The 12,516-nt window shown below is 76.8% G+C and carries 12 protein-coding genes; 2 read left to right on the plus strand and 10 right to left on the minus strand.

The window, feature by feature from the left end; all coding sequences use genetic code 11:
* Positions 1 to 35 precede the first annotated feature (35 nt).
* The 8 genes from ACRYR7_RS01150 to ACRYR7_RS01185 all read right to left on the minus strand — a co-directional run bounded on the left by ACRYR7_RS01150 (position 36) and on the right by ACRYR7_RS01185 (position 7,965).
* Positions 36 to 665 carry a TetR/AcrR family transcriptional regulator gene (locus ACRYR7_RS01150; protein ID WP_432570230.1) on the minus strand — a complete coding sequence of 210 codons (630 nt, stop codon included), beginning with the start codon at positions 663 to 665 and terminating at the stop codon, positions 36 to 38.
* Between the two features lie 139 nt (positions 666 to 804).
* Positions 805 to 1,677 (minus strand): MBL fold metallo-hydrolase, encoded by an 873-nt coding sequence (locus tag ACRYR7_RS01155; RefSeq protein ID WP_432570231.1) that lies wholly within the window; start codon positions 1,675 to 1,677, stop codon positions 805 to 807.
* Positions 1,678 to 1,750: 73 nt separating this feature from the next.
* Positions 1,751 to 3,019, minus strand: a complete 1,269-nt coding sequence (locus ACRYR7_RS01160) for an MFS transporter (RefSeq protein WP_432570232.1) — start codon at positions 3,017 to 3,019, stop codon at positions 1,751 to 1,753.
* Positions 3,016 to 3,138 carry a hypothetical protein gene (locus ACRYR7_RS01165; RefSeq protein ID WP_432570233.1) on the minus strand — a complete coding sequence of 41 codons (123 nt, stop codon included), beginning with the start codon at positions 3,136 to 3,138 and terminating at the stop codon, positions 3,016 to 3,018. Before ACRYR7_RS01165 ends, ACRYR7_RS01160 begins: the two co-directional genes overlap by 4 nt.
* Before the next feature lie 61 nt (positions 3,139 to 3,199).
* Positions 3,200 to 3,946: an SDR family NAD(P)-dependent oxidoreductase gene (locus ACRYR7_RS01170; RefSeq protein WP_432570234.1), complete on the minus strand. Its 747-nt coding sequence runs from the start codon at positions 3,944 to 3,946 to the stop codon at positions 3,200 to 3,202.
* Between the two features lie 169 nt (positions 3,947 to 4,115).
* Positions 4,116 to 4,811: a peptidase gene (locus ACRYR7_RS01175; RefSeq protein ID WP_432570235.1), complete on the minus strand. Its 696-nt coding sequence runs from the start codon at positions 4,809 to 4,811 to the stop codon at positions 4,116 to 4,118.
* 305 nt (positions 4,812 to 5,116) lie between these two features.
* Positions 5,117 to 5,929: a GNAT family N-acetyltransferase gene (locus ACRYR7_RS01180; RefSeq protein ID WP_432570236.1), complete on the minus strand. Its 813-nt coding sequence runs from the start codon at positions 5,927 to 5,929 to the stop codon at positions 5,117 to 5,119.
* Between the two features lie 74 nt (positions 5,930 to 6,003).
* Complete coding sequence (locus ACRYR7_RS01185; RefSeq protein WP_432570237.1) at positions 6,004 to 7,965, minus strand: AfsR/SARP family transcriptional regulator; 1,962 nt, start codon at positions 7,963 to 7,965, stop codon at positions 6,004 to 6,006.
* Positions 7,966 to 8,305: 340 nt separating this feature from the next.
* On the opposite strand from ACRYR7_RS01185, the gene ACRYR7_RS01190 reads away from it, so the two are divergent.
* The gene (locus ACRYR7_RS01190) at positions 8,306 to 9,454 is read left to right on the plus strand and encodes a PucR family transcriptional regulator (protein WP_432570238.1); all 1,149 of its coding nucleotides are present in this window, start codon (positions 8,306 to 8,308) and stop codon (positions 9,452 to 9,454) included.
* Positions 9,455 to 9,458: 4 nt separating this feature from the next.
* On the opposite strand, the gene ACRYR7_RS01195 is transcribed toward ACRYR7_RS01190, so the two are convergent.
* The gene (locus ACRYR7_RS01195) at positions 9,459 to 9,665 is read right to left on the minus strand and encodes a hypothetical protein (RefSeq protein WP_432570239.1); all 207 of its coding nucleotides are present in this window, start codon (positions 9,663 to 9,665) and stop codon (positions 9,459 to 9,461) included.
* Positions 9,666 to 9,805: 140 nt separating this feature from the next.
* A complete protein-coding gene (locus ACRYR7_RS01200) occupies positions 9,806 to 10,594 on the minus strand; it encodes an MBL fold metallo-hydrolase (RefSeq protein WP_432570240.1) in 789 nt (262 codons plus the stop codon).
* Between the two features lie 261 nt (positions 10,595 to 10,855).
* Between ACRYR7_RS01200 and ACRYR7_RS01205 the strand changes: the two genes are divergently transcribed.
* On the plus strand, positions 10,856 to 12,460 hold the full coding sequence (locus ACRYR7_RS01205) for an alpha/beta fold hydrolase (RefSeq protein ID WP_432570241.1): 1,605 nt from the start codon (positions 10,856 to 10,858) through the stop codon (positions 12,458 to 12,460).
* Positions 12,461 to 12,516: the final 56 nt, after the last annotated feature.

Genomic DNA, 12,516 nt, shown 5'->3' on the forward strand with positions numbered 1-12,516 from the left:
GCGGGAACCGCGCACCACCCCTCGACGCCGCCCCCTCAGGACCAGTCGCCGTCGTCGGTGCCGAGGTGGTCGCGGCCGAGGTCGGTGATCGGGATGGCCGCCATGCTGGTGAGCCCGATGTCGAGCAGCGTCGCACGGGGCGCGCCCGTCCCGCCGAGGGTGGACATGCCCTCGATGACGGCGCAGAAGAACGCCCCGAGGGAGTCCGCGTCGGCGGCGGCGTCGATCTCGCCGGCGGCCTGGGCCTCGGCGATGCAGGCGGCGTAGTGCTCGCTCATCGACGCGAAGGCGGCTGCGACCGCCGAGGCGACCTCGGGGTCGCGCGCCGAGAGCTCGACGGCGGCCTTGGTGAACAGGGACGGGGCGGCCTGGGCCGAGCCGTGCTCGACGGCCACCTTGACGAGCTGGGAGCGGATGCGCGTGAGGGGGCTGTCCGAACCGTGCCGGATCGACTCGACGGCGTCGACGGCCTCGGCGGCGTCGCTGAGGAACGCCCGCATGAACAGTTCCTTCTTGCCGCCGAAGGCGTTGTACAGGCTCTGGCGCGCCAGGCCCGTGGCCTCCAGGAGGGTGTCCAGGGACGTGCCGGCGAAGCCGGTCTCGGCGAACGCCGTCCGGGCGCGGGCGATGACGTCGGCTTCGTCGAACGTGCGGGGTCTGGGCATGGCCGTCCTTCGGATCGGGTTCTCGACCGCTTCGTCCATCATGGCGCACGGCGGCGAGGGCACGTGCCCCGACCGCGGCTGCCCACCGGGTGCGGCGGTCCCCCACCGCGGGAGCGGGGACGCCCGTCCCCGCGCGCCGCTACGCCGCGTGGGGGGTGAGCGGCGGCGTCGCGGCGGGGTCGTACCGGCGGAAGACCGCGTCCGGGAAGTGCGGGCCGACCAGGACGGCGCCGTCGCGGGCGACGCGGTCGGCGAGGCCCTCGCGGGTGCGGGCGGCCGTCGCGGCGTCGTGGTCGCCCACCCACGCCATCCCCGGGTGCAGGACCTCCGCCGGGCAGTGCACGGCGTCGCCCACGACGAGCGCGCGGGCGCGGGTCCCCGCCACCGAGAAGGCGACGTGTCCCGGGGTGTGTCCGGCGGTGCGCACGGCCCTCACCCCCTCGACCGGTTCGGAGCCCTCGACCAGGTGCCGACGTCGTGCGTCGACGATGCGCAGCTCGTGGGGCCGGGGGCCGACGGGGTCGCCGTCGTGCTCCGGGCGCGACCAGAACTCCCGCTCCTCGTCGGTGACCCAGTACTCGGCGTTCGGGAACGTGGGCGCGCCGTCCGCGGACTCGTCGCCGAGCCAGCCCACGTGGTCGGCGTGCAGGTGCGTGAGCAGCACGGCGTCGACCTCGTCGGGTTCGACCCCGATCTCGTGGAGGTTCTGCAGCAGGGTGCCGCCGCGCATGTACGCGTCGCGCGTCGTCCCCGGCCGGACGAGGGGGATGGTCCGGGCGCCGATGCCGGCGTCGACGAGCACCCGCCGGTCGCCGGTGGTGAGCAGGAGCGCTCCGACGCTGAGGACGAGCATGCCGTTCTCGTCCACGACGTCGAGGCCGTCGGTGAACAGGTCCTCGTGGCCGGACGGGTAGGCCACGGCGGGTTCGGCGCGGAACTCGCCGTCCGGCACGTACGTGAGGGTGGTGCCTCCGAGGTCGAGGCTCGTGGTGGGTGCGGGAGAGGCGTTCACGGTCGCTCCAGGTGGTGTCGGGCGGACGGGGCGGGCAGGACGGGAATGCCAGCGCTGCTGCGCGCGGCGCGGGTCACCCCCGGGGCGGTGCGGCCTGCGCGCTCGCGCGCTCGTGCGCACCGCCGGTCGGGTCCTCGGTGGGGGCGGTGGTGGCGGGGGCGGCCGCGGCGCGCCGGGAGCCCGCCGCGGTGAACACGACAGCGCCGACGAGCGCGATCGCGCCGGCGAGCCGGAAGTCCGCGTCCAGGCCGGAGGAGGTCACCGCAGCGCCGCCGAGGACCGAGCCCGCCGCGAGGGCGAGCTGGATCGTGGTGACGAACAGCGCCAGCCCGGTCTCCGCACCGGCCGGCGAGGCGGTGGACATCCAGGTCTGCAGCGCCAGCGGGAGGGCGCCCCACACGAAGCCCCACACCACGACGAGCACGACGACCGCGGCGGTCGAGCGCGCCAGCAGCGGCAGCAGCACCACCGTCACCGCGAGCACGACCTTCGCGACCGCCGTGGTGCCCAGCACGCTGCGGCCCAGCGTCGCGCCGGCCGCGAAGTTGCCCGCGATCCCGGCCACGCCGAAGGCCAGGAGCGCGAAGGTCACGGTGCCGGGACCGGCGGCGGCCCGGTCCTGCAGGAAGGGGGTGACGTAGGTGGAGGCGGCGAACTGCGCGGCGAAGGCGAACGCGGCCGCGACCAGCCCGATCCGGGCCCGCGGGACGCGGAACAGCGCGCCGAGCGTGGAGACCCGCACGCGGTGCGTCGCGGGGGTGCTCGGCAGCGTCAGCAGCTGCAGGCCGAGCGCGAGCAGGCCCACCACGGCGCCGATGACGAAGGCGAGCCGCCAGCTGGCCAGCGCGGAGACCGCCGCGCCCAGCGGGAGACTGACGACGGTGGCCACGGAGATGCCCGCGGTGATCAGCGACGTCGCCCGGATCGCGTCCCCGGCCGGCACCAGCCGCCCGGCGATGCCGGCACCGATCGCCCAGAACCCGCCGAGGCTGACCCCCAGCAGCACCCGGGCCAGCAGGAGGACGGGGAAGGCCGGGGCCAGGGCGGCCAGGGCGTCGGAGACGACCAGCAGGGCGCTGAGGCCCACGAGCACGACCCGGCGGTCGAGGCCGGAGGCGGCCACCGTGACGGCGGGAGCGGCGATCGCGGCGAAGAGGCCGGTGGTGACGACCACGAGGCCGGCGGTGCCGATGCGGACGTCCAGGTCGGAGGCGATGGAGGGCAGGAGCCCGACGGGCAGGAACTCGGAGAGGACGATGGCGAAGGAGCCCAGGGCGACGGAGGAGACGCCGATCCACCCCCGGCCCGCCGCCGGGGTGCTCGTGGGCAGCGGCCGGCTCACGGGGTCGCCGCCGTCGGGACGCAGGGGTCGCCCCCGTCGAGGGCGCCGGCCCGCGGCAGGGGCAGCGGCGCGGGCGCGCGCCCGGCCGTGAACGGGGCGGGGGTGGTGCGGTCGATCACGGGTGTCCTCCTCGCGGGCGGGTGCGGGCGGGTGCGGGTGGGTCGCGGGTGGGGTTCGGGGTCAGGCGATGGTGGAGCCGCCGTCGACGAAGACCTCGCTGCCGGTCATGCCCGAGCTCTGCTCGGAGACCAGGAACAGCACGACGGCGGCGACCTCCTCGGGGCGCAGCACCCGCCCGAACGGCAGGCCACCGGCGATCTGCTGCACGAGCGCGTCCTCGTTGCCGGGGGCCAGGCCCTTCAGGCCGGGCGTCTCGGTCGGGCCGGGGATGACGGTGTTGATGCGCACCCCGCGCGGGGCCAGCTCGGCGGCCCAGGTGCGCGTCAAGGTGGCGACCGCCGCCTTGGAGGCGCCGTAGAGGCCGAAGCTCTTCTCCGTGCCCGAGGCGGCGGTGGAACCGGTCACCACGATCGCGGCGCCCTCCTCCAGGAAGGGCAGCGCGCCCCGCACCGTGAGGGTGGTGCCCCGCACGTTGGTGGCGAAGGCGGTGTCGACGTCGGCGGCCGTCACCTCGGCCAGGGGCTTGAACTCGCCGCTGCCGGCGTTGGCGTGCACCGCGTGCAGGCCGCTCCCGCGGGCGGCGACGGCCTCGAACAGGGCGGCCACGTCGGCGGGGTCCGAGGCGTCGGCGCGCACGGCGGTCACCGCGTCCCCGAGCTCGGCCGCGACCGCGTCGAGCTGGGGCTGCCGCCGCCCGGTCAGGACGACGTGCGCCCCCTCCTGCACGAAGCGGCGCACGACGGCCAGGCCGATGCCGGAGGTGCCGCCCGTGACGAGGGCGGTCTTGCCGGTGAGTGCTGCGGTCACGGTGGGTCTCCGTCCATGTTGTTGACTGGTTGGTCTCAAACGGTACGCGTGGTGGACCGACTGGTCAAGAACTCGCCGGGAGCGGTGCGGCCGAGCCGGCGGCTCGGGAGCGCGGACGCCCGGGCCGCCGGCGTGCACCGCTCGCCGGGGGGTGCGGTGGTGGGGCCCGTCAGCGCGCCGGGATGCTCAGGGTCAGGGTGCGCGTGCCGGCCGTGGCGTCCTGCACCGCGAGCCGGTACAGGCCCGTGGCCGGCAGGGTCACGCTGACGTCGCGCTGCTGCTCGGACGCGGCGGTGTGCAGGGGCTGCCCGTCCGGCGCGGTCAGGGTGAACGCCGCGGTGGGCGAGCCGGACAGCTGCACGTGCGCCCGCTGACCGGCGCGGGCGGCGAAGACGTACTCGGCCGGCCGCTGCGCCGCCACGCGGGCGGAGACGGTGGCGCTGGTGCCCCCGGCCGGGAAGGCGATGGTCTGCCCGCGCGGGATGCTCACCTGCAGGCGGTAGTCGGCCGCGCGCGGGGAGACGACGTCGAGGTAGTAGCGCCCCGTGTCCGGCAGGCGGTAGGTGAAGCTCGTCTGCGACGGGCTCCCGGCGTTGTGCACCGACGGGCCGGTCGGGCCGACCAGGGTCCAGGTCTCGGCGGAGGTGCTGCGCGTGAAGCGGATGCTGACCGTCTGCCCGCCGGTGGCGTCGAAGACGTAGCGGCGGTCGCCGTGCGCGGCCACGTGCCCGGAGACGGTGGCGGACTCCGCACCGCGGGCGAAGCGGATCGCCGTCTGCGGGGGGACCGCCGCGGACGAGGGCGCGGCGGCGGCGACGAGGGCGGCGCCGGTCAGGGCAGTGGCGACGAGGATCTTGGTGCGCATGGTCTTCTCCTCAGGTGAGCTGTGCGGTTGCGGTGCAACCGGAACCGCGTCGCGCCCGTCAGCCGCGACCGCCTCGGGGCCGCTGTCCGCGGAACCCCTCGGCGGTGCGCTGCCGGGCGTGCCCGCCGGTTCCCACCGCTCCTTGCACACGGCCCGCGCGGCGCCGGGGTTCACCCCCGCGCGCCGCGTCGACAGGACGTCGACAGCACGTCGACAGCACGTCGACGGGCGTCGACAGCGCGGTGGACGAGACGGTCGGCGACGACGCCGCGCAGTCGGCGTCGATCCCGTCGGCCCGGCGGGTTTCAGCGCGCCGGGAGGGTGAACAGCTCGTACGCCGTCCACTCCTCGAAACCCAGGCGGCGGTAGAGCGGTTCCCCCTGCTCGCTCGCCTGCAGCGTGGCCACCCGCAGACCGGCGTCGAAACCGGCCTGCAGGACGGTCTGCGACATCAGCGTGCCGATGCCCCGGCCGCGGTGCTCGGGGTGCGTGCTCACGACGTACACGCCGGCGACGCCGTGCGCCGGCAGCAGGGCGGCGGTGCCGACCACCCGGTCGCCGGCGCGCGCGGAGAAGCGCACCAGCGGCTCGGCCGGCGGCCTCCCCCGCTCCGCGGGCAGCGTGAGCCGCTCCTCGATCCCGAAGGCCCGCGCGTACGCCTGCGCCCACCGGGTGAGGTCCTGCGGCGTCCGGACCCGGACGACGTCGACGCCCTCGACGGGCGTGGTGACGGGACGTTCCCGGATCGCCGCGCCCATCACGGGCATCCGTCCCGCCGGTACCGCGCCCCGGGCCCGCAGGGCGTCCCGCACGCCCTCGTCGCTGTCCGGTCCGACCCACCAGAACCACGGCAGGCCGGCGAGCCGGGAACCGGCCGCGGTGACGGCCGCACCGGCACCGTCGGTGCCGTCGGTGCCGTCGGTGCCGTCGGTGCCGTCGGTGCCGCGCCAGCGCAGCACCCCGTTGTACAGGGGGTGCTCCAGGCCGCTGCGGTAGAGCAGCGCACCGGCACCGTCCTCCCGCCGGCCGTACCCGGAGTAGTAGGAGGCGCAGTTGCGCAGCTGGTCACCCGGCAGGGCGGGAGCGGTCGCGCGGGTGCGCAGGTCGGGTTCGTGCACGGTTCTCCTCCGGTGGACGGGGTGGTTCGGCGCCGGGGCGGCGTGCGCCCGGCGCGGACGTGCCGCGCTCCCGCTCAGGCGACCGGGAGCGCGGCCAGGAACTCCTGCAGCACCGGCACCGGCAGTTCCGCGCGCGCCGTCCCCGGCGCGCGCACCGCGCCGCCCTGGGCGGGCACCGCCCCGCGCAGCGTGCGCGCGTGGTGCTGCACCAGGCGCTGCAGGGCCGAGCGGCACCGCTCGTGGCCCTGCTGCGCCCACGCCTGCCGGCGCGCGAAGGCCTTGACCAGCCCGGGGAAGCGGTAGGTGCCGTCCGCGGCGGCCAGCAGCAGGTGCGCGTCCACCAGCTCCTCCAGCACGCCCCGGGCCCGCACCGGCGGGACCTCCAGCACGGCGGCGGCGGCGCCCTCGTCCAGCCAGGCGCAGTCGGGGACGGCCAGCAGGCAGAACGCCTGTGCCAGGACCGGTCCGAGACCGTCCTGGGCGCGCTGCAGCGGTGCGTCGACGATCGCGCAGTCGGCGGCCATGACCACCGGCTCGCGCAGGTCGTCGGCCAGCTGCGCCGCGATCTGCGCCACGCTCCAGCCCGGGCGGTCCAGCAGGCGCGCGGCGGCGACGCGCACGGCCAGCGGCAGGTGCGAGCACGCGGCCACCACCTGCTCGGACACCTCCCGCTCGGCCAGGACGCGCTCGCGGCCGGCGACCGAGGCCAGCAGCTCCAGCGACTGCGCCGGCTCCAGGGCCCCCACGGTGCTCCACCGCACCGGGACCAGGTCCGCCAAGCGGCGGGCGCTGGTGAGCAGCACGGCGCTGCCGGCCCCGGCGGGCAGCAGGTCGCGCACCTGGGCGGCGCTGCTGGCGTGGTCCAGCAGCACCAGCAGGCGCCGGCCGCTGGTCGCGGTGCGCCAGCTGGCCACCCGCTCGGCGCTCGCGGCGGGCACCGCGGCGGCGGGGACGCCCAGGGCGCGCAGGAACGCGCCCAGCACCTCGTGGGCCTGCACCGGAGCGTCGGGCCCGCGCAGGTCGACGTACAGCTGCCCGCCGGGGAAGTGCTCGCGCACCCGGTGGGCCACCTGCACGGCCAGCGCGCTGGTCCCGGTGCTGGCCAGCCCGGTCAGCCCCTCCACCACCAGGCCCTGCACGCCCGTCAGGGCCGTCGTCAGGCGGTGCAGGAGCTCACCGCGCCCGGTGAACGGCTCGGCGGGCGGCGGCAGCTGGGCGGGGACCGGGGCGAGGGGTGCCCGCGCCGGGGGGACCGGTGCGACGGGGACCCGGTCGGCTCCGGCCGGGTCCCCGCCCGGCTCGCGGGCACCGGTGGGTCCGGCGGGTCCGGGCCCCATCAGCTCGGGGTCGGAGCGCAGCACCCGCTGGTGCAGCGCCTGCAGGGCCGGACCGGGGTCGATGCCCAGCTCGCCCGCGAGGAACTCGCGGGCCTCGCGGTAGGCGGCCAGCGCCTCGGCCTGCCGGCCGGAGCGGTAGAGCGCCAGCATCAGCAGCTCCCGGCGCCGCTCCCGCAGGGGTTGCGCGGCGACCGCGTCCACGAGGTCGGCGACGGTGCCCGGCTCGGGCCCCGCCTCGACCTCCAGGGTCCAGGACTCCTCCAGCGCGTCCGTGCGCAGCAGTTCCAGGTGCGCGCGCTGCGCGGCCGGCCAGGGGCCGTCGACCCCGGTGAGCGCGCGACCGCTCCAGCGCGACAGCGCCGTGCGCAGCTGCTCGCGCGCCCGGTCGCGCTCCCCGGTGCGGGCGCTGCGCCGCGCCGCGGCGACCTCGTGCTGGAACAGCTCCACGTCCACCGAACCGCGCGGGACCGAGAGCAGGTAACCGCCCGAGCGGGACTCCAGCCGGACGTGCTCGCCGGCCCCGCAGGCCGCGAGCGCCTTGCGCAGCCGGGAGACGTAGGTGCGCACCGTCGTGCGGGCACCGACGGGCGCCTGCTCGTCCCACAGCGCGTCCACGAGCTCCTCGGCGGGCACGAGCTGGCGCGCGCGCAGGAGCAGCACCGCCCACAACGCCCGTTGCTGGGGGGTGCCGAGGTCCACCTCGGCCCCTCGCCAGCGCATCGAGACGGGTCCGAGGAGCCTGAGTTCGAGGTGCTGCGGGAACATCCCGGGGTCTTCTGCGTCGTCGTGGAACACGTGCGGGCACTCCCCCCTCGGGTGACGGGCGACGTCACCGGTGCCTGCTGCCGGGTCGTGCGCGCAGGCCCCGCCCTGCTGCCGGGCGGTACTCGTAGGGTCCTCGCCGCGCCGGCGGGGCGACAGGTCCAGGGCGTCAGAGATGGGCGCCCGCACCTTGTGGATCCCACAAGGTGCGCCGCGTGCGCGCCTCCGGTCAGGATGGGGCGCCGGGACGCCCGGCGGGTCGGGGGTGGGGGGACCGGTGGAGGCGATCGAGCAGCTCTACGCCCGGGCGCAGAGCCGGGTGCCCGCCCTGACCGTGGAGGTCATCGAGCTGATCCGCGAGCGGGTGGCCTCGTACGGCACCGTGGCGGTGTCCGAGCAGGTGCGGCACACCGAGGGCCAGCTGCGCGGCATGGTGACCGGGCTGGCGGCCGGGCGCGGCCCCGGTCCCCGCGAGCTCGAGGCCGCGCGGGACCTGGGGCGCCAGCGGGCCCACGACGGCGTTCCCCTGGACGCGCTGATCGGCGCGTACCAGGTCGGGTTCCAGCGGTTGTGGGCGCAGATCCAGCAGCTCGCCGACGAGTCGGGGGACCAGCAGCTGCAGCTGGACCTGCTGGGCCGGGTGGACGGCGTGTGGTCCTGGATGCAGGCCATCACCGCCGCGGCCGCGCAGGGGCACAGCGAGACCACCCGGGTGCTGGAAGAGGTCGACATCCGCTCCACCCACCGCTTCGTGCAGGCGCTCAGCCAGGGAGCCGTCGAGCGCGAGGCCGTCGAGCGCACCGCGGCCAGCCTGGGCTACGACCTGACGGGGCGCTTCCAGGTGGTGTGCTGGTCGATCAGCGGCTGGTCGGAGCAGCAGGTGCGCCGCTGGCACGAACGGGACCGCGAACCGCGGCGGGCCCTGCAGCACCTGCACGTCGCCGACGTCGGGCAGGTCATGGTCGCCGTCCTGCAGGGGGTGGACCCCGCGGCGCTCGTGGCGAGGGTGCGGCGGGTGGGCGCCGAGGTGCGGGCGGGCGTGGGCCTGAGCCGGCCGGGGGTGCAGGGGGCGGTCGACAGCTACCGCGACGCCGTGCTGTGCCTGGCGCACGCCGACCCCCGCCGCGAGGTGGTGCCGTTCGAGCGGTGGTGGCTCCCCGTCAGCTTGAGCGGGCAGGCGCCGCGGTTGCGCCAGGTGCTGGAACCCGGGCTGCGGGCGGCCGCGGACAACCCGCACCTGCTCCAGACGGTCACCGCCTTCGCCGACGCGGGGTCCTCGCTGTCGACGACGGCTGCGGCGCTGCACGTGCACGTCAACACGGTCCGGTACCGGCTGGGGCGCTGGCGCACCCTGACGGGGTGGGACCCGATGACCTGGGACGGGTTGTGCCGCACGCTCCTGGTCGACTGGAGCCGGGACGGCTGAGCGGTCACGGGCTGCGGAGCCGCCGGGCGCCCGGCCGGTGCACGCCGGGCGCGTCCCGGGGCGCGGGGGGCGAACAGGCGTGGCGGAAGTCGTCGACGACCTGGGCGGCGGCGCGGTGGACGGCCAGGACGGCGGCGGAGCAGGCCGCCGCGAGCACGAGCGCCGCGGGGGCCAGCACGGCGGCGCGGGACCTGCTGACGGTCGTGTCCACCGCCACCTCCCGGGGGTGAGGAACCTGTCGGCGCCGGTGCCCCGACGACCGCTCCACTGCAGCGCACGCGCGTCGACGAGGTGTCGACGGGTCGTGGACGGGAACCTCCGGAGCGGCGCGCGCCCCGCCGCGGGGGCTGGTCAGCTCCGGCGGGCCCGGGCGACGGCGCGGTCGAGGGGGCCGCGCCACGGCTCCCCGTGCCCGGGGGCCACGACGTCGGCGGGCAGCGCGGCGAGCACGTCCAGGCTCGCGACGGTCCCGGCGGGGTCGTGGTGGAAGAAACCCTCCAGCAGCTGCGGACCGCGCTCGGCGCTCAGCGGGTGCCCCGTCACCAGCGCGTCACCGGTCAGGACGATCCCGTGCTCGGGCAGCAGGAACGCGCTGTGCCCGCTGGTGTGGCCCGGGGTGGGGACCGGCACCGGCCCTCCCGGGACGTCGAGGGCCCCGCCCCGGGACGGGGCCGGGAACGCCGCCGCCCGCCGCACCCGCACGTGCGCCGTGCCGCCGCACCGCACCGCGCGCACCGCCCAGGCGGCCACCCGGGGCCGCCAGGCGTGGCGCAGGACCGTGGCCGTGCCGACCTGCTCGACGCGCTCGCGCCGCGCGTGCGCCACCTCGACGGGGTCCAGCAGCACGGGCAGGCCGGGCGCCGCCCGCAGCAGGTCCGGCAGGCCCCCGACGTGGTCGACGTGGGCGTGGGTCACCAGGACCGCGCGCACGTCGCGCGGTTCGTGCCCGAGCCGGGCGATGGAGGACAGCAGCAGCCCGGCCTGGCCGGGGTAGCCGGCGTCGACCAGGGTGAGGTCGCGACCGGCGCGCAGGAGGTACCAGTTCGCCAGCGGCGTCCGCACGCAGAACACGCCGGGGGCCACCTCGAGGAGCTCCCCCGCGGCGCGACGGGCACGAACCGGTCCTGCGGATCTCGTCACGCCGGCGACGGTAGGCAGCGACCCTGGGAACTCCCTGGGGATCTCCCGGAACCCCTGGCGCGCTCGGCGCCGCCCGCGTAGTTTCCGGGACGTTCCCCGCTGGGCCGTGCTCGTGTCCGCCCCGCGGGATCGGCCGTCCGCCGCGGACCTCCGTCCCGTCACCGGGGCCGAGGACCGCCCCCGGTCGGTTGCTCGCAGCAACTGCTCACAGCGACTGCTCGCACCGACCGCTCCCAGCACGCCGCAGTCCGAGGAGTCCCCGTGTCCACCACCACGATCCACCGGCCCCGCGCAGCCGCGCAGGACCGCACCGCCCACCGCGCCGAGAGCGTCCTCCTCGACGTCGTCCACGAGCACGGCGGCGCGATGCGCAGCTACGCCCTCCTGCTGACGGGCGACCACGCCGCAGCGCAGGACGTCGTGCAGGAGGCGCTGGTGCGCGCCTGGCGCCACTCCGACGAGCTCGTCGCCGACCGCGGTTCCGTGCGCGGCTGGCTGCTCACCGTCGTGCGCAACCTCGTCACCGACGCGGCGCGGGCGCGAGCCGCCCGACCGCAGGAGGTGGACGAGTCCCCGACCACCGTCCCGCAGCAGCACGACCACGCCGACCGGGTGGTCGCGGCGCTGACGGTGCGCGACGCGCTGGCGCGCCTGTCGCCCGAGCACCGCGAGGCCCTGGAGCTGGTCCACCTCGCCGAGCTGTCCATCGAGGAGGCCGCCGCGGTGCTGGGCGTCCCCGCCGGCACCGTGAAGTCGCGCTGCCACTACGGGTTGCGCGCCCTGCGGCAGGTCCTCACCCCGGCGCAGCCCGGGCCGCGCCCGGACGGTGGGCCCCTGGTCCCGCGCGCACGCGCCCACGCCCACGCCCACGCCCACGACGGGCGCGGCGCCCCGGCCGGCCGGGGAGCCACGCACCGCACGCACCGCACGCACCACGCCGACGGCACGACGAGGAGGACCACGGTGCCCGAGACCCCGACCCCCCGGTCGCCCCACCTGTCCCCCGGCGAGCACTTCGCCCCGGTCAACGGCTTCACGATGCACTACACGGTCCGGGGCGCCGGACCGGTGATGCTGGTCCCGGCCTCGGGCTGGGGGCCGGCGGTGAGCCACCTCGTCCCCCTGCCGGTGCTGGAGGAGCACTGCACGGTCGTCTACTTCGACACCCGGCACAGCGGTGCCTCGACCGGCCCGGAGCAGGCGGACCAGTACACCCTGCAGCACTTCACCGCCGACATCGACGCCCTGCGCGTCCACCTCGGCGCCGAGCGCGTCTTCCTCGCCGGCCACTCCGGCGGGGGGCACCAGGTCCTCGCCTACGGCACCGAGCACAGCGACCACCTGCTCGGCATCATCGCCATCGACGCGATCGTCGCGGCCGACGACGTCCGGACGGCGGAGCTGCTGCGGCGCATCGAGGCCAAGCGGGCCGAGCCGTTCTACCGGGAGCACCCGGACTACGTCGACACCGCCGTGGCGCTGATGAGCGGCGGCGGCGAGCGCCGGCCCACGATCCAGGAGGTCCTGGACGCCACGGGGGCGTTCTACTTCCACCGGCCGGAACTGGCCGCCGACGCCTTCTCGAGGATGGAGTTCGACGACACCGTCCTCGCCTACTCGCAGGCCTCGGGGTTCCAGAGCGAGAACCTCCTGCCCCGCCTGTCCCGCATCACCGTCCCCACCCTGCTGCTCTACGGCGAGGACGACTTCCAGTGCGACCCGGTCACCCAGGGAGCGCGGGCCCACGCGGCCGTGCCGACCTCGCGGCTGGAGCTGATCGCCGAGGCGGGGCACATGCCCTGGGTCGAGCAGCCTGCCGCCTTCGCCGCGGCCTGCTCGGCGTGGTTCGCGCAGGTCCCCGCCTGAACCGCGCCCGGCGGTCGCCACGACCGGCGGCAGCAGGCAGCCCGTCGACGGGACGT

This window comes from Kineococcus gurbantunggutensis (assembly GCF_050871925.1).
In the GTDB taxonomy this organism is placed as follows: Bacteria; Actinomycetota; Actinomycetes; order Actinomycetales; family Kineococcaceae; genus Kineococcus.

Excerpts from the sequence above, each read along its gene's own strand:
- ACRYR7_RS01150 (WP_432570230.1), bottom strand. The coding sequence starts at position 665 with ATGCCCAGACCCCGCACGTTCGACGAAGCCGACGTCATCGCCCGCGCC.
- ACRYR7_RS01175 (WP_432570235.1), bottom strand. The coding sequence starts at position 4,811 with ATGCGCACCAAGATCCTCGTCGCCACTGCCCTGACCGGCGCCGCCCTC.